At 72.0% G+C, this 16,400-nt stretch carries 19 protein-coding genes; 11 read left to right on the forward strand and 8 right to left on the reverse strand.

Annotated features, from left to right (window positions below; genetic code table 11):
* Positions 1-14: 14 nt before the first annotated feature.
* The 3 genes from ACGFIO_RS13665 to aroA form a co-directional block, all read right to left on the reverse strand.
* Positions 15-800 (reverse strand): maleylpyruvate isomerase family mycothiol-dependent enzyme, encoded by a 786-nt coding sequence (locus ACGFIO_RS13665; protein ID WP_392826139.1) that lies wholly within the window; start codon positions 798-800, stop codon positions 15-17.
* A 29-nt stretch (positions 801-829) separates the two neighbouring features.
* Positions 830-2,398, reverse strand: coding sequence for a methyl-accepting chemotaxis protein (locus ACGFIO_RS13670; RefSeq protein ID WP_392826140.1), 1,569 nt, complete (start codon positions 2,396-2,398; stop codon positions 830-832).
* A 179-nt stretch (positions 2,399-2,577) separates the two neighbouring features.
* Entirely contained in the window at positions 2,578-3,831 is a 1,254-nt protein-coding gene (gene aroA / locus ACGFIO_RS13675) for a 3-phosphoshikimate 1-carboxyvinyltransferase (RefSeq protein ID WP_392826142.1), read from the reverse strand.
* A gap of 86 nt (positions 3,832-3,917) precedes the next feature.
* Here aroA and ACGFIO_RS13680 point away from each other — a divergent pair, with 86 nt between their 5' ends.
* Complete coding sequence (locus ACGFIO_RS13680) at positions 3,918-4,280, forward strand: hypothetical protein (RefSeq protein ID WP_392826144.1); 363 nt, start codon at positions 3,918-3,920, stop codon at positions 4,278-4,280.
* Here the strand turns inward: ACGFIO_RS13680 and ACGFIO_RS13685 are convergent, their stop codons facing one another.
* Both ACGFIO_RS13685 and ACGFIO_RS13690 read right to left on the reverse strand, forming a co-directional pair.
* Entirely contained in the window at positions 4,281-4,949 is a 669-nt protein-coding gene (locus ACGFIO_RS13685; protein WP_392826146.1) for an NADPH-dependent F420 reductase, read from the reverse strand. It abuts the gene before it with no gap.
* Positions 4,950-4,951: 2 nt separating this feature from the next.
* A complete protein-coding gene (locus tag ACGFIO_RS13690) occupies positions 4,952-5,986 on the reverse strand; it encodes an LLM class flavin-dependent oxidoreductase (RefSeq protein ID WP_392826147.1) in 1,035 nt (344 codons plus the stop codon).
* A 97-nt stretch (positions 5,987-6,083) separates the two neighbouring features.
* Between ACGFIO_RS13690 and ACGFIO_RS13695 the strand changes: the two genes are divergently transcribed.
* The 5 genes from ACGFIO_RS13695 (at position 6,084) to ACGFIO_RS13715 (ending at position 9,180) form a co-directional block, all read left to right on the forward strand.
* Positions 6,084-6,521 carry a MarR family winged helix-turn-helix transcriptional regulator gene (locus ACGFIO_RS13695; RefSeq protein ID WP_392826149.1) on the forward strand — a complete coding sequence of 146 codons (438 nt, stop codon included), beginning with the start codon at positions 6,084-6,086 and terminating at the stop codon, positions 6,519-6,521.
* A 245-nt stretch (positions 6,522-6,766) separates the two neighbouring features.
* Complete coding sequence (locus tag ACGFIO_RS13700; protein ID WP_392826152.1) at positions 6,767-7,444, forward strand: lytic transglycosylase domain-containing protein; 678 nt, start codon at positions 6,767-6,769, stop codon at positions 7,442-7,444.
* Positions 7,445-7,465: 21 nt separating this feature from the next.
* Positions 7,466-8,095, forward strand: coding sequence for a hypothetical protein (locus ACGFIO_RS13705; protein WP_392826155.1), 630 nt, complete (start codon positions 7,466-7,468; stop codon positions 8,093-8,095).
* A 12-nt stretch (positions 8,096-8,107) separates the two neighbouring features.
* A complete protein-coding gene (locus ACGFIO_RS13710) occupies positions 8,108-8,515 on the forward strand; it encodes a TIGR03618 family F420-dependent PPOX class oxidoreductase (protein ID WP_392826157.1) in 408 nt (135 codons plus the stop codon).
* A 53-nt stretch (positions 8,516-8,568) separates the two neighbouring features.
* A complete protein-coding gene (locus tag ACGFIO_RS13715) occupies positions 8,569-9,180 on the forward strand; it encodes a nitroreductase family protein (protein ID WP_392826160.1) in 612 nt (203 codons plus the stop codon).
* Between the two features lie 141 nt (positions 9,181-9,321).
* On the opposite strand, the gene ACGFIO_RS13720 is transcribed toward ACGFIO_RS13715, so the two are convergent.
* Complete coding sequence (locus tag ACGFIO_RS13720; RefSeq protein WP_392826162.1) at positions 9,322-10,020, reverse strand: VOC family protein; 699 nt, start codon at positions 10,018-10,020, stop codon at positions 9,322-9,324.
* Positions 10,021-10,068: 48 nt separating this feature from the next.
* Between ACGFIO_RS13720 and ACGFIO_RS13725 the strand changes: the two genes are divergently transcribed.
* Entirely contained in the window at positions 10,069-10,884 is an 816-nt protein-coding gene (locus ACGFIO_RS13725; protein ID WP_392826163.1) for an SAM-dependent methyltransferase, read from the forward strand.
* On the opposite strand, the gene ACGFIO_RS13730 is transcribed toward ACGFIO_RS13725, so the two are convergent.
* Together ACGFIO_RS13730 and ACGFIO_RS13735 are read right to left on the reverse strand one after the other, a co-directional pair.
* Positions 10,838-12,034, reverse strand: a complete 1,197-nt coding sequence (locus ACGFIO_RS13730; RefSeq protein WP_392826166.1) for a sensor histidine kinase — start codon at positions 12,032-12,034, stop codon at positions 10,838-10,840. The two genes, ACGFIO_RS13725 and ACGFIO_RS13730, sit on opposite strands and share 47 nt — an antisense overlap.
* Positions 12,031-12,681, reverse strand: coding sequence for a response regulator transcription factor (locus ACGFIO_RS13735; RefSeq protein WP_392826168.1), 651 nt, complete (start codon positions 12,679-12,681; stop codon positions 12,031-12,033). Before ACGFIO_RS13735 ends, ACGFIO_RS13730 begins: the two co-directional genes overlap by 4 nt.
* Positions 12,682-12,769: 88 nt before the next feature.
* Between ACGFIO_RS13735 and ACGFIO_RS13740 the strand changes: the two genes are divergently transcribed.
* The 4 genes from ACGFIO_RS13740 to ACGFIO_RS13755 are packed head-to-tail and all read left to right on the forward strand — an operon-like array spanning position 12,770 to position 16,198.
* A complete protein-coding gene (locus ACGFIO_RS13740) occupies positions 12,770-13,273 on the forward strand; it encodes a hypothetical protein (RefSeq protein ID WP_392826170.1) in 504 nt (167 codons plus the stop codon).
* Positions 13,273-14,313: a peptidoglycan-binding protein gene (locus tag ACGFIO_RS13745; RefSeq protein WP_392826171.1), complete on the forward strand. Its 1,041-nt coding sequence runs from the start codon at positions 13,273-13,275 to the stop codon at positions 14,311-14,313. Before ACGFIO_RS13740 ends, ACGFIO_RS13745 begins: the two co-directional genes overlap by 1 nt.
* A gap of 5 nt (positions 14,314-14,318) precedes the next feature.
* Positions 14,319-14,966, forward strand: coding sequence for an ABC transporter ATP-binding protein (locus ACGFIO_RS13750; RefSeq protein WP_392826416.1), 648 nt, complete (start codon positions 14,319-14,321; stop codon positions 14,964-14,966).
* The gene (locus ACGFIO_RS13755) at positions 14,963-16,198 is read left to right on the forward strand and encodes an ABC transporter permease (RefSeq protein ID WP_392826174.1); all 1,236 of its coding nucleotides are present in this window, start codon (positions 14,963-14,965) and stop codon (positions 16,196-16,198) included. The genes ACGFIO_RS13750 and ACGFIO_RS13755 overlap by 4 nt, the downstream gene beginning before the upstream one ends.
* Positions 16,199-16,400: the final 202 nt, after the last annotated feature.

Below are 16,400 nucleotides of genomic sequence, written 5' to 3' on the forward strand. Positions count from 1 at the left end.
GCCGACGGGCCCGGTCAGAAGCCGGGAAAGACCGCCCGCAGCTGGTCGAGGGTGACGTTGCCGGTCACCTCGACGCCGGCCGGGGTGTACCCGGGCTTGAGGCGGCCGTAGAACAGGCGCAGCGCCGACTCCAGCGAGCCGGTGAAGGTCGCCGTCGCGGGCGCGGCGTCGGTGGTGAAACGGACCGACTCGTCGATGACGACGCGGTACGCGGTGCCGGTGATCTCGACGACGGCGGGTTCCGGGGCCTGGTCGGCCTTGGAGGCGAAGCCGAACAGGAAGCCGAGGGCGCCGGACAGGTGCTCGGCCAGCAGCTCGGCCGACCCGGCGGCCAGGGTCGCCGCCGGGTCGATCCCGGCGCGCACGTCCCAGCCGTGCTGGATCACCTCGCTGACCCGCAGGGCCGCGTACGTCGCCACCGGCACCGGCTGGGGCAGGAAGGTCTTGAGCTTGAGCTCGTCGTAGCTGTCCGCCGGCACCGCTTCCAGGGTGGTGACCAGCGCCTCGTCGGACCGGGCCCAGCCGGCCGCCTGGTCCGGTGGGCTCAGCGCGTTCCACCGGTCCCAGACGCCCTGGTTGAAGTCCGGTCCCGGGGCGTCGGCCGCGCCGATGGACGCCCGGAACCCGGCCAGTGAGATCTCGGCGCCGCTGCCCAGGTGGGACAGGGCGTCGGCAATGGTCCACTCGGCGGCGCCGGAGGGCCCCGTCAGCTGCTCGGGGGTCAGCGCCGAGACCGCACCGGCCAGGGTGTCGTGTTCGGTGCGCAGGGCCGCGATGGTGCGGCCGGCAAGGGTAGTCATACCTTCAACCTAGATGGCCGTTGAAACGGTCAGAAGCGGAAGGTCGAGACCAGCCGGCGCAGGTCGGTGGAGGCGCTGGTCAGCTCCCGGGCGGTGCGCTGCGCGTGGTCGGCGCCGGCGTGCGTCTCCTGGGCGGTCAGCGCGACGCCCTGGATGCTGGTCGCGATCTCGCCGGCGCCGATGGCGGTCTCACCGACGTTGCGGCTCATCTCGGCCGTGGTGACGGTCTGCTCCTCGATCGCCGAGGCGATGGTCAGCTGGGTGTCGTTGATCTCGGCCACCACCTCGCCGATCCGGTCGATCGCTTGCACCGCCTCCTGGCTGCCCTGCTGAATGATGCCGATCTTGGCGGCGATCTCCTCGGTGGCGGTGGCCGTCTGCAGGGCCAGGTCCTTCACCTCGCCGGCGACGACCGCGAACCCCTTGCCGCTCTCGCCGGCCCGGGCCGCTTCGATCGTGGCGTTGAGCGCGAGCAGGTTGGTCTGCTGGGCGATGGCCGTGATCAGTTTGACCACGGACTGGATCTCGGCCGAGGAGCGGCCCAGCTCGGCGATCGTCTCGTTGGCGGCACCGGCGGCACGTACGCCGCTCTCGACGACCTCGGTGGCCCGGGACGCACTCCGAGCGATCTCGGCGATCGAGGCGGTCATCTCCTCGGCCGAGGCCGCCATGGTGGAGACGATGGCCGACACCTCCTCGGCCCCGGCGCTCACCACGTCGGCCTGCGAACTGGTCTGCTCCGCCCCGCCGGTGAGCTTGGTGCTGATCGCGCCGATCTGGTCGGCGGCGGCCGACACCCGGCCGGCCCCGGTCGCGACCTGGCCGACCAGCTGCTGCATCCGACCGACGAAGCGGTTGAAGCTGCGGGCCGCGTCGCCGATCTCGTCCCGGCTGCCGTCGTCGATCCGCTGGGTCAGGTCGGCGTCGCCGTCGGCGATCTCGGCCAGGCGGTGGTTGAGGTTGCGCAGCGGACGGTTGATCGACCCGATGAGCAGGACGGCCAACACCACACCGAGGACCACCACGGCGCCGCCGGCCACGAAGATCGAAACGGAGGCCCGCCGCGATGCCGCGCCGGCCGCCACGACCGCCGCCCCCGCGTCCCGGTTGACCGAGGTGACAAGCTCGTCGACGGACGCCGCGACCCGGTTGAAGATCGCGATCTCGTCCACCGCGACGAGCTTCTGGGCCTGCGCGGCCCGGGCCGGGTCCCCGCTGCGGAAGTCGGCGATGACGCGCTCGTCCATGGCCATGAAATCATCGAACATCCGCACCGCGGACGCGGCGGCGACCTCTTGGCCCGCGCTGAGCCCGGCCCCGCGCAGGGCCGCCAGCTCGGTGCGGAACGAGCCGGCCGAGGCCAGGAAGGCCGCCCGGGCCTCGCCGGTGTCGGCGGTGGCTCCGTCGGCGCCGCGGACGATGTCGAAGGCGTACGCGGTCTGCCAGCCGTTGAAGTCGGCCGACCGGAACTTGACCTGCATGGCCAGCCGGGTCACCGTCTGGTAGTGCTGCACCTCGGCCGTCGCCCGCCGCTGCGCCGTCATGGCCGACAACGCCACCGCGATGATGCCGACGATGAGGGCCAGCAGCAGCGTCATACTGCCGATCAACCTCACGGAGATCTTGACTCTGCGCACCCGGCACCATTCCCACGTTGCTGAACCGATAACGCGGGACCCATCGGCAGCAGGCACCCCAGGTTGAGCATTGCCCCGGAGTGAACTCCGGCACGAGCCGCCCGCGCTCGGCGCCGGCCGGCCGCGGCACGGTCGGCCGGTTACGGGGTCAGGGCGGCCAGGTCGTCGAAGAAGGCCGGGTAGGTCTTGGCCACGCAGGCGGGGTAGCTGATCTCGATGCCTGGGGCGCGCAGGCCGAGCAGGGCCAGGCTCATCGCCATGCGGTGGTCCTCGTAGGTTTCCAGGACGGCCGGGTGGGGCGTACCCGGATCGATGGTGAAGCCGTCCTCGTCCTCGGTGGCGTCGATGCCGGCGCGGCGCAGCTCGGTGACCATCGCGGCGATGCGGTCGGTCTCCTTGTGGCGGATGAAGCCGATGCCCCGCACCCGGGTCGGCGAGTCGGCGAACACGGCCACCGCGGCCAGCGTCTGGGCCGTGTCGGAGATGTCGGCCATGTCGCAGTCGATGCCGTGCAGCCGCCCGGTAGATGTGACGGTGACCGAATCCATCGTCCGGGTGACTGTCGCCCCCATGCGTTCCAGCAGGTCGGCGAACCGCACGTCACCCTGCAGACTGCCGGCGCCGAGGCCCTCGACCGTCACCCGGCCGCCGGTCACGACGGCCGCGCCGAGCAGGTAGGACGCCGCGCTCGCGTCGGGCTCGATGTGGTAGGCGCGCGCCCGGTAGGTGCCGGGTGAGACCTTCAAACCGTCGACGGGTACGCCGAAAGCGTCCATCACCGCCTTGGTGATCTCGACATACGGCACGGACACGAGTTCTGAGGTCAGCGACACCTCGAGGCCGTCGCGCATCAGCGGCCCGGCCATCAGCAGGCCGGACAGGAACTGGCTGGAGACGTGCCCGCTGACGTGCACCGTCCCGCCGCGCATGGGCCCGCTGACCGCCGCCGGCAGGTAACCGGGCGGGCCCAGCTCCTCGACCTTGGCACCGGCCTGGCGCAACGCGTCGAGGACCGGACCGAACGGGCGGGCCCGCAGCTGCTCGGTGCCGTCGACGACCGTCCGCGCGCCGAACAGCGCCGCCGCCGGCAGCACGAACCGTGACGTCGTGCCCGACTGCCGGGCGTCGATCGTCCCCTCGGCGGCCGGGGTGCCGCCGCCGGCCACGGTGATCGTGCGCGCACCCGGATCAGCGGTTACGGTCGCACCGAGGGCGGCGACGGCGTCCATCATGGCCCGGGTGTCGTCGGCGAACAGCGCCCCGGTCAGGGTGGACCGGCCGGGCGCGAGGGCGGCGCAGATCAATGCCCGGTTGGTGATGCTCTTGGAGCCCGGCGGCCGGACCACCGCGTCGACCGGCCGGGCCGCTGGTCTCACCATGCGAGAAGACGTCATGCGATCATTTTCGCCGCCCGGCATACCCGCGAGTAGGTGATTTTCCACATTGTGGGCATTCAGAAGCGGACGTAGGTTGAGAAGTTGTGAAGCTCAAACTGGACAAGCGCACGCTCATCATCGTGGCCGTCGTGGTCGTTGTCGGGGTGGCACTGCTGGCCCGGAGCTTCGGCGGGTCCGGTGACTCGGGCAAGGCCGCCCAGGCCCTGGACGCGGCCGCGGTCAAGGCCTGTGACGACTTCGCCGCCGGGCGGTCGGCGGCGGAAACGGCGGCCGCCCGGCTCAGCCTGGCCGACAAGGTGACCAAGTCGACCATGGACACCGACAACGACGCCATCGCCGACCAGGCCGTGGCGCTGGGTCAGGACGCCGACGACAGTCGCCAGTGGCGGGCGCATGCCGACGCCTTCACCAAGGCCTGCACCAGCAACGGCTGGAAGCAGAAGTAGTCAGCCGCGGCGGGCCTCGGCGACGAGGCGACCATGCTCCGAGTCGGGGTGACGGTCGAGCATCGCCTGGAGCTCGGCGGCGTCCGTGTTCGCCCCGAAGGCCTCGGCGCCGGGCTGCAGGCGTACCCCCTCGGGAAGTGCACCGGCCTCGACCGGGTCGAAGCCCAGCGCGTCGACGAAGGCGGCCACTACCGCGACATCCTCGGCCGCGCCGGCCAGCGCGATCGCCTTGCGATCGGGCGCGCCCGGCGGCCGCGCGCCCGCCTCCAGGTCGTGGTAGCCCATGTGGTTGAAGCCTTTGACCACACGCGACCCGGGCAGGTACGCCTGCACGATCTCACTGGACGACGTCCGCGGGTCGGTCAGGTCGTCGCGCACCCCGTCGACCTCCCACCAGTAGTTCATCGCGTCCACCACCAGCCTGCCGCGCAGCTGCTCGACCGGGATGTCGCGGTGCTTGCCCAGCGGCAGGGCCAGCACCACGATGTCCGCCTCGGTCGCCGCCGCCGAGGTCACCGCGGTCGCACCGGGGGTCAGAATCTCGACGATCAGCGCGATCTTGGCCGGGTCGCCGGAGCCGGCGATCAGCACGCGATAGCCGGCCGCGACGGCGAGCCGGCCCAGGACGGTGCCGACCTTGCCGGCCCCGATGATGCCCACCGTGGTCATGGTCAGCCGGCCAGGATGTCGCGGACCATCGGGATCACCTTCGTGCCGTAGAGCTCGACCGCGCGGCTCCGGGCGCTGATCGGCTGCGGCCCGACCGTGTAGATCAGGTCGAAGCGGCCGACGCCGAGCGCCCGGGCCGAGGCGGCGATGCGCTTGGCCACGGTCTCCGGTGAGCCGACGTAGAGCGAGCCGTCGGCGACCTCGTTGTTGAACGCGATCCGGCTCATCGGGGGCCAGCCGCGCAGCTTGCCGATCCGGTCCATCTGCTCCTTGTAGGCCGGCCAGAAGATCTCCTTGGCCTGCTCGTCGGTGTCGGCGATGAAGCCGGGCGAGTGCATGCCGACCGGGTACGCCTGCGTCTCCAGCTGTTCGGTGGCCCGGCGGTAGAGGTCGACGTACGGGGCGAAGCGCGCGGCCTGCCCGCCGATGATGGCCAGCATCAGCCGCAGCCCGTGCTGGGCGGTGCGTACCACCGACTGCGGCGAGCCACCGACGCCGACCCAGGTGGTCAGCCGCCCGGACTCGGTCTTGGGGAACACGTCGGCGTCGTCCAGCGCCGGGCGAGTGGTGCCGCTCCAGGTCACCGGCTTCTCGTCGAGCAGCTTGACGAACAGGTCGAGCTTCTCCTCGAAGAGGATGTCGTAGTCGCTCAGGTCGTACCCGAACAGCGGGAACGACTCGGTGAACGACCCGCGGCCGAGGATCGCCTCCGCGCGGCCGTTCGAGATCGCGTCGACCGTGGCGAACCGCTGGAACACCCGCACCGGGTCGTCCGAGCTCAGCACGGTCACGCCCGAGGCCAGTCTGATGCGCTGGGTACGCGCGGCGATGCCGGCCAGCACCGTCTCGGGACTGGAGATTGAGTACTCCGGGCGGTGGTGCTCGCCCAGCGCGATGCCGTCGACCCCGGCCTGGTCGGCGAGGACGGCCTCCTCGATCACCTGACGGATCGCGCCGGCGCCGGTGAGCGGAGCCCCCGAGTCGTCCACCGGCACGTCACCGAAGGTGTCGAGACCCATCACGAGTTCGCTGCTCATGGTTTCTGCCCTCCACTGGCTGACACGTCAACTAAAGCATGATGTAATTGACACGTCAAACACTGGAGGAGGCGCGGTTATGCCCGGGACGCGACGCTTGCCCTCCCGTCACGAGCTGGCCATGTGGCGGGAGTTCATCGAGGCGACAGAGCTGCTGCGTACGGCCGTGGCCGCCCGCCTGCAGGAGGACGCCGGCCTGTCGATGGGCGACTACACCGTGCTGCTGGCCCTGACCGAGGCGCCCGGCCGGCGCTACCGCTCGTCCGACCTGGCCGCGGCCATCGGCTGGGAACGCAGCCGCCTCTCCCACCACCTGGGCCGCATGGAACGCCGGGGCCTGATCCGGCGCGAGCACTGCGCCGACGACAGCCGCGGCTCCGAAATCCTCCTCGAACCCGCCGGCGACCAGGCCTTCCACGCCGCCACCGCCCCCCACCTGCTGGCCATCCGCGAGCTGTTCGTGAACGCCCTCACACCCGAACAGGTGACCGCCGCCGGCGAGGTGGCCGCGGCCATCCGGCGCCACCTGGCCTGAGACTCCTCGCCCGGCCTCGCCCGTCCCGCGGGTCCGCACCGGCACTGGTCGCTTGCCCGGGAGTTCGGGCATGAGCGCACCGGCACTGGTCGCTTGCTCGGGAGTTCGGCATGAGCGCACCGGCACTGGTCGCTTGCTCGGGAGTTCGGCATGAGCGCACCGGCGGCGGGAGGTCGGGACGCGGTGACTAGGCTCCCTGTGCCCGCCGGGTCGGGCGGCGGCCGCCTGGCGAGGAGAGGACCGACGTGAAGCGACCGTGGAACACGGTGGGTGTCCGGATCGTGTCGATCGCGCTGTTGGTCGGTGGCGTGGTGGCGGGCGTGCAACTCACCCAGGACCGGGTCAGCCGCGAGCGAGGGGACGCGGCCGAGCTGGTTCTGCGGGCCGGCGAGGACGAGTCGCAGCTGCTGCGGGCGCGGCAGAACCAGATCGCCGCGGCGCGGGCCTACCAGCGTGCGGCCGAAGGGGACGCCGCGGTCCGGGCGGCCACGGCCGCGAAGAGTTCGGCCGTGCGGGCCGAGCAGGTCGAGAAGAAGGCCAAGGAGAAGAAGGCGGCGCCGCCCAAGCCCAAGAACGGGACCGTGCCCTACAGCGGGCCGATCCCCTCCTCCTGCACGGAGTACAGCGGCAACCGCAAGACCGGGTGCGCGCTGATGCTGGCGGCGGGCTTCGGCATCGACCAGTTTCCGTGCCTGGAGAAGCTGTGGAGCCACGAGAGCGGCTGGAACCACAAGGCCGAGAACAAGGGCAGTGGGGCGTACGGAATCCCGCAGGCCCTGCCGGGCAGCAAGATGGGCTCGATCGCCCCGGACTGGCGCAACAACCCGGCCACGCAGATCAAATGGGGCCTGGGGTACGTGCGGGGCCGTTACAAGTCGCCGTGTGGCGCGTGGTCGCACTTCCAGAGCGCGGGCAACTACTAAGACATCGTAGAATGTCGATTTATGCGCAGGTTGATCGTGGCGGCCGTGGCCGTCCTGACGACGCTCGTCCTCTCCCCCGCCATCGCTGAGGCACACGCACGGGAGTGTGCGACGCCCTCGATCGACCGGTACCAGCAGTGGCTGGCCAGCGGCGAGGGGACGACGCTCCCGGCGACCGGCAGCATGCTCGTGCCGATCCACGGCTCAGCCTTCAGCCCGGTCAAGGGTGGCGGTGGGGCTGCGGACGGCGAGTACGCGGCGCGCATCGCCTTTGTCGGGGACGAGTGGCACGTGGCCGTCCTGTGGCTGGGCAACCAGTTCGAGGCTCAGGTCGACCTCACGCGGTCGGCGGGTTTCTGGCTGACCTACAGCGCCACCGACGACCTGTGGGTGCAGCTGCGGCCGGCCTCGCACTGGAGTGGCGGGGCCCAGTGGGCCACGGCGATCCCGTCCACCCGCGGGCGGCTCGTGACCCGGTTCTTCAGCCTGCGCCCGGAGGCCTGGACGTCGGTGCCCGAGCTGGGCGAGCCGGCGCACCCGTACAGCGTGGCCCGGGGTGCGGCGCGCGGGCTGGTCTTCGTCGGCAAGACCGCCAACCGGCTGGACTTCCGGGGGCTCCACGTCCCCCGCTACACCCCGCCGTGCCTGTGAGAGGCTGGCGGTATGCCGATCAAGCCGTTGCCCGATGACATCGTCGAGTTCCTCCGCCGCCCCAACCCGGCGGTGATGGCCACCGTCGCCCCGGACGGGCGGCCGGTCAGCGTCGCCACGTGGTACCTGCTCGAGGACGACGGGACGATTCTGCTCGGGCTGGACGCGACACGGGCCCGGATCAAGCACATGGAGGTCGAGCCGCGCATTTCGCTGACCGTGCTCGCCGAGGACTGGTACACCCACGTCAGCCTGCAGGGCACGGTCGGGCCGCTGACCGAGGACGTCGACCTGCACGAGATCGACCGGCTGTCCAAGCACTACGGCGGCCAGCCCTACGCCAACCGGACCAGCCCGCGGGTGAAGACCCACATGACGATCGAGCGCTGGCACGGCTGGGGCAGGTGGAAGCAGAGCTGACCGCTCGGCCGGGAGGGGTCGGCCCGGCAAGACGGCGGCGGTACGTTGTGCCGATGGAGTTCCAGGACGTTGTCCGCCGCCGGCGCATGATCCGCCGCTACGACCCTGACCGGCCGATCCCGCCCGAGGTCGTCGACCGCATCGTCGACAACGGGCTGCGGGCCCCGTCGGGCGGATTCTCGCAGGGCTGGGGTTTCCTGGTCCTCGACACGCCGGCCGACGTCGAGCTCTTCCGGGCCGCCGCCACCCCGCCCGAGAACCCCGAGCGCTGGTTCTCCGCGACCGTCGAGGCGCCGCTGCTGATCGTGCCGATGGCCAACAAGAGCGTCTACCTCGATCGGTACGCGCAGGCCGACAAGGGCCACGACGACCGCTCGGACGCGTGGTGGCCGGCGCCGTACTGGGACATCGACACCGGCATGGCCTCGCTGCTGATGCTGCTCACGGCGGTCGACGCCGGGCTGGGGGCCTGCTTCTTCGGCATCCCGGCCGAGCGGGTCGACACTTTCCGCACGGAGTTCGGGGTGCCGGCCGAGTTCAACCCGATCGGCGCCATCTCGATCGGCTACAGCGACGAACCGGCCCGCGACCTGAGCTCCCGGCGGCGCCCGCGGACGGACGTCGTACACCGGGGCCGCTGGCAGCCCCCGGCCGACACGCCTTAGCTGTGCCGCCCCGGGCTCGACCGCGAAGGCGCGCTGCTCCGGACCGAAAGTGACCGCGTCCATCGGGGACAGACCGAGCACCAGTGATAGGCAATCGGGCATCGCGATACGCGATGCCCGATTTGCCAACCACTGAGTTGACTACGCGGCGTGGCCGCCGGTCAGGACGCAGAAGTCATTGCCGTCCGGGTCGGTCATCAGGACCACGCCGTCGGGGGCGCCGGTGCCGGTGCGAGTCGCGCCCAGCGAGACCAGGCGGGCGACCTCCTCGGGCGGTGCCACCAGGTCGAAGTGGGGCTCGCGGCCGCTCCTCGGGTTGAGCGGCGGGCCACCCCAGGTGATCTTGGTGCCGCCGCGGGGCGACTGGATCGCAGTCTCCTGGTTCTGGTCCCAGACCAGCGGCCAGCCCAGGGCCGCGCTCCAGAAATAGCCCAGCTCCTGGGTGCCGTCACTGCTCACCGCCCCGATCAGGTCGGTGCCGGCCAGGAACCGGTTGCCCGGCTCGATCACGTCGAACTCGTTGCCCTCGGGGTCAGCCAGCACGACGTGGAGGGCGTCGGGGCCCTGGCCGATGTCGAGGCGGCGGGCGCCCGCGGTGATGGCCCGGTCGACCTTGGCCTGCTGGTCCTCGGGCGAGGTGCTGGTCAGGTCGAAGTGCATCTTGTTGGGGCCGTTCTTCACCGCGGCCGACGGCCGGAACCGGATCCGGAGGCCGGGGTCGTGGACCGGGTCGAGGCTCAGGTCTTCCCCCACCTCGCGGCCGAGGATCTCGGCCCAGAAGCGGGCCAGGCGCTCGGGGTCGTTGGCGTCGAAACACAGGGCGAACAACTCGGCCGTCACCGCACCGACCTTACGAGCCGGCCGGGCCCGGCGCAGCCGAATTCCTCGATGGAGCCGCGGGCCCGGACGGTCTACAGTCGCGCTGTGAGCCTCGATACCGGAATCCCGCACAGCGCCAGGATCTGGAATTACTGGCTGCAGGGCAAGGACAACTTCGAGTCCGATCGAGCGGCCGGCGAGCAGATTCTCGCCCTCGTCCCCGACCTGGTGACCTCGGCGCGGGCGGACCGCGAGTTCCTCGCCCGGGCGGTCGAGTTCCTGGCCGGAGAGGCCGGCATCCGGCAGTTCCTCGACATCGGCACCGGGCTGCCGACGGCGAACAACACGCACGAGGTGGCGCAGAACGTCGCCCCGGACACGCGGGTCGTCTATGTGGACAACGACCCGCTCGTCCTGGCCCATGCCCGCGCGCTGCTGACCAGCACCGACGAGGGGGCGTCGGATTACATCGACGCCGACCTGCGTGACCCGCGCACGATCCTGGACGCCGCGGCCGGCACGCTCGACTTCACCCGGCCGGTGGCCGTCATGCTGCTCGGCATCCTCAACTTCATCATCGGCGACGACGAGGCCCAGACGATCCTGCGGCAGCTCGTCGACGCGATGCCGGCGGGCAGCTACCTGGTCGTGTCGCACCCGACCACCGAGGTGCACGGCGAGGCGATGACCGAGGCGGTACGCCTGTGGAACTCCACCGGCGGCGCCGAGATGCGGCTGCGTGACCAGGCCGGCGTGCGGGCGTTCTTCGCCGGGCTCGAGCTGCTGGAGCCGGGCGTGGTGACCTGTTCGCGGTGGCGGCCGCGGGCCACCGGCGGGGTCACCGAGGACGTTTCCCACTTCGCCGGGGTGGCTCGCAAAAACTGACTGTCACGGTCAGGCCGCCGCCCGGGTTCGGGGTGGCGGTGACCGTGCCGTCGTGGGCCCGGGCGACCGCCCGTACGATGGAAAGCCCCAGCCCGTTGCCCTTGGCCGAGCCGACCCGGTCGGTCAGCCGCTGGAACGGCTCGAACAGCCGCCCCACCTCGAACGGCGCTATCTCCGGCCCGGTGTTGGTCACGGTCAGCGTGCCGTGCGAACAGATCACTGTCACCGTCCCGCCCGGCACGTTGTAGGCGACCGCGTTCTCGACCAGGTTCTGCACCATGCGCTCGAGCAGGACGGGGTCGCCGGTCATCGGCGAGGACGTCGTCGTCAGGTCGGTGACACCGTGCTGCGCGGCCACGTGCCCGGTGATCTCGGCCAGGTCGACCGGCACCCCGTCGGCCGTCGACAGGTCGTCCCGGGCGAGCAGCAGCAGGCCGTCGATCAGCCGTTCGTGGCGGGCGTTGACCACGAGCAGGGTCTCGCCCAGGCGCCGGACGTCGGGCGAGGGCTCGGGATGGCTCAGCGCCACCTCGATCAGCGTCCGGTTGATGGCCAGCGGGGTCTTCAGCTCGTGCGAGGCGTTGGCCGCGAACCGGCGCTGGGCCGCGAACGCCGCGTCGAGGCGGGCCAGCATGTCGTCGAAGGTATCGGCAAGCCGGCGCAACTCGTCGCGCGGACCGGTCAGGCCGATGCGTTCGTGCAGGTTGCGGTCGGCGACCCGGCGGGCGGTGGCGGTGATCTCGGCCAGCGGGCGCAGCGTACGCCCGGCCACGAACCAGGCCGCCCACACACCCGCGACCCCCACGCCGGCCAGCGTCAGACCGCCCAGCCGCAGCAGCGACCCCAGCGTCTCGGACCGGACGTCCGACTGGATCCGCTGCGCCACCTGCACGCCACGCACCACGTCGAGTTGCTCGGTCGGGGTCAGCGTGTCCAGCGGCATGGCGGGCTCGACCGTGGTGGTGCTGGAGACCGCCCGGCTGGCCGGCACCCGGGCGATCTCCAGCACCGCGGCGCTGCTGACCGGTTGCCGGTTCAGGACCTGGGCCAGCAGCAGGTAGGTGATAGTCAGCAGCGCCGCCCCGGCCAGCACGAACAGGCCGCCGTAGAGGGCGGTCAGGCGGAGACGGACGGTCCAGCGGTGGCTCATCGGATCCGGTACCCCACTCCGGTGACTGTCTCGACCGCCGGCGGTGGGCCGAGCTTGCGGCGCAGGGTCACCATGGTGACCCGCACGATGTTGGTGAACGGATCGGTGTTCTCGTCCCAGGCGCGTTCCAGCAGCTGTTCGGCGCTGACCACGGCGCCGTCGGCCCGCAGCAGCTCCTCCAGCAGAGCGAACTCCTTGCGGGAGAGCCCGACCACCCGGCCGTCGCGGAACACCTCGTGGTGGGTGGTGTCGAGCCGGATGCCGGCGCGTTCCAGGACCGGTGGCGCGGCCGGGCGGGCACGGCGGCCGAGCGCGCGGACCCGGGCCACCAGCTCGGCGAACGCGAACGGTTTGGCCAGGTAGTCGTCGGCCCCCAGGCCCAGGCCGTGGACCCGGTCGGTGAGCTCGCCGGCGGCGGTGAGCATGAGGATGCGTACGCTGCCGCCGGCCACCGCCCGGCACACGTCGTCGCCGTGCACCCGGGGCAGGTCACGGTCGAGCACCAGCACGTCGTACTGGTTGACGGCGAGCCGTTGCAGTGCGGCGTCACCGTCGTGGACGGTGTCGACGGCCAGGGTCCGCAGCCGCAGCCCCTCGGCGATCGCCTCCGCCAGTACGACCTCGTCCTCGGCGATCAACACACGCATCGGGACATGATGACCGCCCCGGCCGTAAGAAAGCTGTAAGGGTCCGCGCTGATGATGATCTTATGCCCGGTCCGGTGTGCTGCTCGGCATGAAGAAGTTGGCTATTCCTCTGCTGCTGCTCGTCGTCGCGCTGGGCGGGTGCGGCGGCACCGATGACACGAGCGCCGCTCCGGCACCGTCCAAGTCCGCGGACAAGATCACCCAGCTGCGGGCGTACGCGAAATGCATGCGCGAGAACGGCGTGGACATGCCCGATCCGGACGGCGACGGCGTCCTGCGCGCCCCCGCCATGAAGGCCGGCGCCCCGGTCGACAAGAAGATGGAGGCCGCGTCCGAGAAGTGCCTGCCGCTGCTGCCGGCCGACGTCGGCGGCGCGCCGCAGAAGATGACCCCCGAGGACCTGGCCAAGGCCCGTGCGCAGGCCAAGTGCATGCGTGAGAACGGCGTACCCGACTACCCCGACCCCGACCCGGAGACCGGCGCCATCGCCCTGCCCGAGAAGCAGATGGACGTGAGCAAACTGCAGTCGGCGGGCAAGAAGTGCGGCGGCGATTCGGCCTCGTTCACGGCTCCGCTGGTCCGGGGAAAGTAGTGCGGCGCCGAACCGCCATCGGCGTCACCGCGGCGGTCGTCGCGCTGGCCGGAGCGGGTACGGCGGCCGTTGTCGCCGAGCGCCGCTCCGGTGGCGCGCCGGCCGGCGCGCCGCCACCCGGTGCCACCACCACGGTGCGGCGCGAGACGCTGGCCGGTTCCGTGTCGGTCGACGGCGAACTCGGGTACGGCGAGGTCGTCCCGATCGCCGCCAAGGCCCCCGGCACTGTCACCTGGCTGCCCAAGGTCGGGGCCACGATCAAGCGCGGCGGTGTCATGCTGCGCGCCGACAACAAGCCCGTCGTACTCCTCTACGGGGTATTGCCGATGTATCGCGAGTTGCGGCCCGGCGTCGAGGGCCCCGACGTGGCCCTGCTCGAACGCAACCTGCGCGGCCTGGGCTACGCGGGTTTCACCGTCGACGACGAGTACACCGATCTGACCGGTCAGGCGGTCCGGCGCTGGCAGGAGGACCTGGGGCGGGAGAAGACCGGGGTGGTCGACCCGTCCTGGGTGGTGGTCGCGGACGGGGCCATCCGGGTGGCCGGCCGCCCGGTGCGGCTCGGTGCCCCGGCGACCGGCGAGGTGCTCAGCTACACCGGGGCCGAGTCGGTGGTCACGGTGAAGCTGGACGCCGACAAGGCGGGCTGGGCTCAGCCCGGCGTCAAGGTGACGGTCACGCTGCCCAACGGCAAGGACACCCCCGGAACGGTGGCGTCGATCGGCACCAAGGCCGAGCCCAAGGACAAGGGTGAGGCGCCCACGATCCCGGTGACTGTCGCGCTGGGGGCCGACGCGCCGCTCGGCCGGCTACGTGAGGGGCCGGTCACCGCGACGTACGTCAGCGAGCGGCGCAAGAACGTACTCACCGTGCCGGTCGCCGCGCTGGTCGCGCTGGCCGAGGGCGGGTACGGCCTGGAGGTGGTCGGTGGTTCCGGTCCGCGGTTCCTGCCGGTCCAGGTGGGGTTCTTCGCCGACGGCAAGGTCGAGGTACGCGGGGCCGGGCTGGCCGAGGGCATGACGGTCGGGATGCCCGCGTGATCACGATGAGTAACGTCAGCAAGACCTATCCGGGTGGGGTGACCGCCCTGGACGACGTGTCCCTGTCGGTGGAGGGGGGCGAACTGCTCGCCGTGGTCGGGCCGTCCGGCTCCGGGAAGTCGACCATGCTGCATCTGCTCGGGGCGCTGGACCGCCCGTCGGCCGGCACCGTGCAGATCGCCGGCCACGACGTCGCCGCGCTGCCCGACCGGGCCCTGTCGACGCTGCGCGCCCGTACCATCGGCTTTGTCTTCCAGCAGTTCCACCTGGCCGCCGGCGTACCCGCGGTGGACAACGTCGCCGACGGCCTGCTCTACACCGGGGTACGCCGCCGCGAACGCCGCGCCCGGGCCCAGCACGCCCTGGACCGGGTCGGCCTCGCCCACCGCGCCCACCACCGCCCGCACGAGATGTCCGGGGGCGAGCGGCAGCGGGTGGCGATCGCCCGCGCGGTGGTCGCCGACCCGGCCCTGCTGCTGGCCGACGAGCCCACCGGCAACCTGGACAGCGCGTCCGGCTCGGTGGTCATGAACCTGCTGCACGACCTGCACCGGGCCGGCACGACCACGGTCGTCATCACCCACGACCGGGACATCGCCGCCGCCCTGCCCCGCCGCATCGCCCTCCGCGACGGAAGGCTGGTGGCCGCATGACCGCCGGTTCTCACCTCCCCGGCCGGCGCGGCCGTTCCACCGCCGACGGTCGTCGTGGCCTGCGCCCGGCCCGGCTGGCCGCCGCCGACGTCGCCCGGCTGGGCGCGGCCGGTCTGCGGGCCCGCCCGCTGCGCATGGTCCTCTCGGCGGCCGGGATCGCGATCGGCATCGCGGCGATGCTGGCGGTGGTCGGCATCTCCGCGTCCAGCCGCGCCGACCTCGACCGCGCCCTGGCCCGGCTCGGCACCAACCTGCTCACCGTCGCGCCGGGCCAGACCTTCGGCGGCGAGGACGCGGTGCTGCCCCGCGAGTCGCTGACCATGACCGGCCGGATCGCGTCGGTCAGCTCGGTCAGCGCGACCGGCCACCTGGCCGCCCACGTCTACCGCAACCCGTACGTTCCCGTCGCCGAACACAGCAGCGTCAACGTGCTGGCCGCCCGCCCCGACCTGCTCGCCGTCCTCGAGGGCGGCACCGCCCACGGCCGATGGCTGACCACCACCAAGCCGGGTACGCCGACGGTGGTCCTCGGCTCCGGCGCGGCCGACCGCCTGGACATCCACACCCCCGGCGTACGCGTGTGGCTGGGCGGCCAGTGGTTCGCGGTGGTCGGCATCCTCGAGCCGGCGCTGCTGGCCCCCGAGCTGGACTCGGCGGCGCTGGTCGACTGGTCCACGGCCGAGAACCTCCTCGGCTTCGACGGCCACCCGACCACGATCTACACCCGTTCCACCTCGGTCGAGGCGACCCGCAACGTCCTCGGCGCCACGGTCAATCCCGCCGCCCCCAACGAGGTGAAGGTGTCCCGCCCGTCCGACGCGCTGGCCGCCGCCCGGGCCACCGACTCGGCCCTCAGCGGCCTCCTGCTCGGCCTGGGCGCGGTGGCCCTCCTGGTCGGCGGCGTCGGGGTGGCCAACACCATGGTCATCTCCGTCCTGGAACGCCGCGGCGAGATCGGCCTGCGCCGCGCTCTGGGGGCCACCGGCCTGCACGTCTGCCAGCAGTTCCTCACCGAGTCCCTGCTCCTGTCCACGGTCGGCGGCCTGGCCGGAGCGGCCACCGGCGCCCTGGTCACCGCCGGCTGGTCGTGGTGGCGTTCCTGGCCGGTGGCCATCCCGCCCTGGGCCCTGGCCGGCGGCCTGGCCGCGACCGTCGTGGTCGGCGTGATCGCGGGCCTCTACCCGGCGATCCGGGCTGCCCGCCTGGCTCCGACCGAGGCCCTGGCCCGCTGATGAGGCTTCGCTGTGGTCCGCCGGAGGCGACAACGGCGTTTCGCCGTGCCGCCACCGACGGCGCCAGCTCCGGCAGTTCAGTGGGCCGCGCGATCTCCAACGCACGCATCGCGGCGACTGCTCGCGGCGTTCCGTCGTCGGCCTCCGCGAGCGCGGAGGTGAGCTCACGGCCGATGGTGTCGAGCTGAACCCTCGCTGCCAC

This window comes from Actinoplanes sp. NPDC049265 (assembly GCF_043197135.1).
Taxonomy (GTDB): domain Bacteria; phylum Actinomycetota; class Actinomycetes; order Mycobacteriales; family Micromonosporaceae; genus Actinoplanes.

Excerpts from the sequence above, each read along its gene's own strand:
- ACGFIO_RS13690 (WP_392826147.1), bottom strand. The coding sequence starts at position 5,986 with ATGAGCAGCGAACTCGTGATGGGTCTCGACACCTTCGGTGACGTGCCG.
- aroA (WP_392826142.1), bottom strand. The coding sequence starts at position 3,831 with ATGACGTCTTCTCGCATGGTGAGACCAGCGGCCCGGCCGGTCGACGCG.
- ACGFIO_RS13740 (WP_392826170.1), top strand. The coding sequence starts at position 12,770 with ATGAAGAAGTTGGCTATTCCTCTGCTGCTGCTCGTCGTCGCGCTGGGC.
- ACGFIO_RS13725 (WP_392826163.1), top strand. The coding sequence starts at position 10,069 with ATGGAGCCGCGGGCCCGGACGGTCTACAGTCGCGCTGTGAGCCTCGAT.
- ACGFIO_RS13665 (WP_392826139.1), bottom strand. The coding sequence starts at position 800 with ATGACTACCCTTGCCGGCCGCACCATCGCGGCCCTGCGCACCGAACAC.
- ACGFIO_RS13710 (WP_392826157.1), top strand. The coding sequence starts at position 8,108 with ATGCCGATCAAGCCGTTGCCCGATGACATCGTCGAGTTCCTCCGCCGC.
- ACGFIO_RS13705 (WP_392826155.1), top strand. The coding sequence starts at position 7,466 with ATGCGCAGGTTGATCGTGGCGGCCGTGGCCGTCCTGACGACGCTCGTC.
- ACGFIO_RS13750 (WP_392826416.1), top strand. The coding sequence starts at position 14,319 with ATGAGTAACGTCAGCAAGACCTATCCGGGTGGGGTGACCGCCCTGGAC.
- ACGFIO_RS13670 (WP_392826140.1), bottom strand. The coding sequence starts at position 2,398 with ATGACGCTGCTGCTGGCCCTCATCGTCGGCATCATCGCGGTGGCGTTG.
- ACGFIO_RS13735 (WP_392826168.1), bottom strand. The coding sequence starts at position 12,681 with ATGCGTGTGTTGATCGCCGAGGACGAGGTCGTACTGGCGGAGGCGATC.
- ACGFIO_RS13685 (WP_392826146.1), bottom strand. The coding sequence starts at position 4,949 with ATGACCACGGTGGGCATCATCGGGGCCGGCAAGGTCGGCACCGTCCTG.
- ACGFIO_RS13715 (WP_392826160.1), top strand. The coding sequence starts at position 8,569 with ATGGAGTTCCAGGACGTTGTCCGCCGCCGGCGCATGATCCGCCGCTAC.
- ACGFIO_RS13730 (WP_392826166.1), bottom strand. The coding sequence starts at position 12,034 with ATGAGCCACCGCTGGACCGTCCGTCTCCGCCTGACCGCCCTCTACGGC.
- ACGFIO_RS13755 (WP_392826174.1), top strand. The coding sequence starts at position 14,963 with ATGACCGCCGGTTCTCACCTCCCCGGCCGGCGCGGCCGTTCCACCGCC.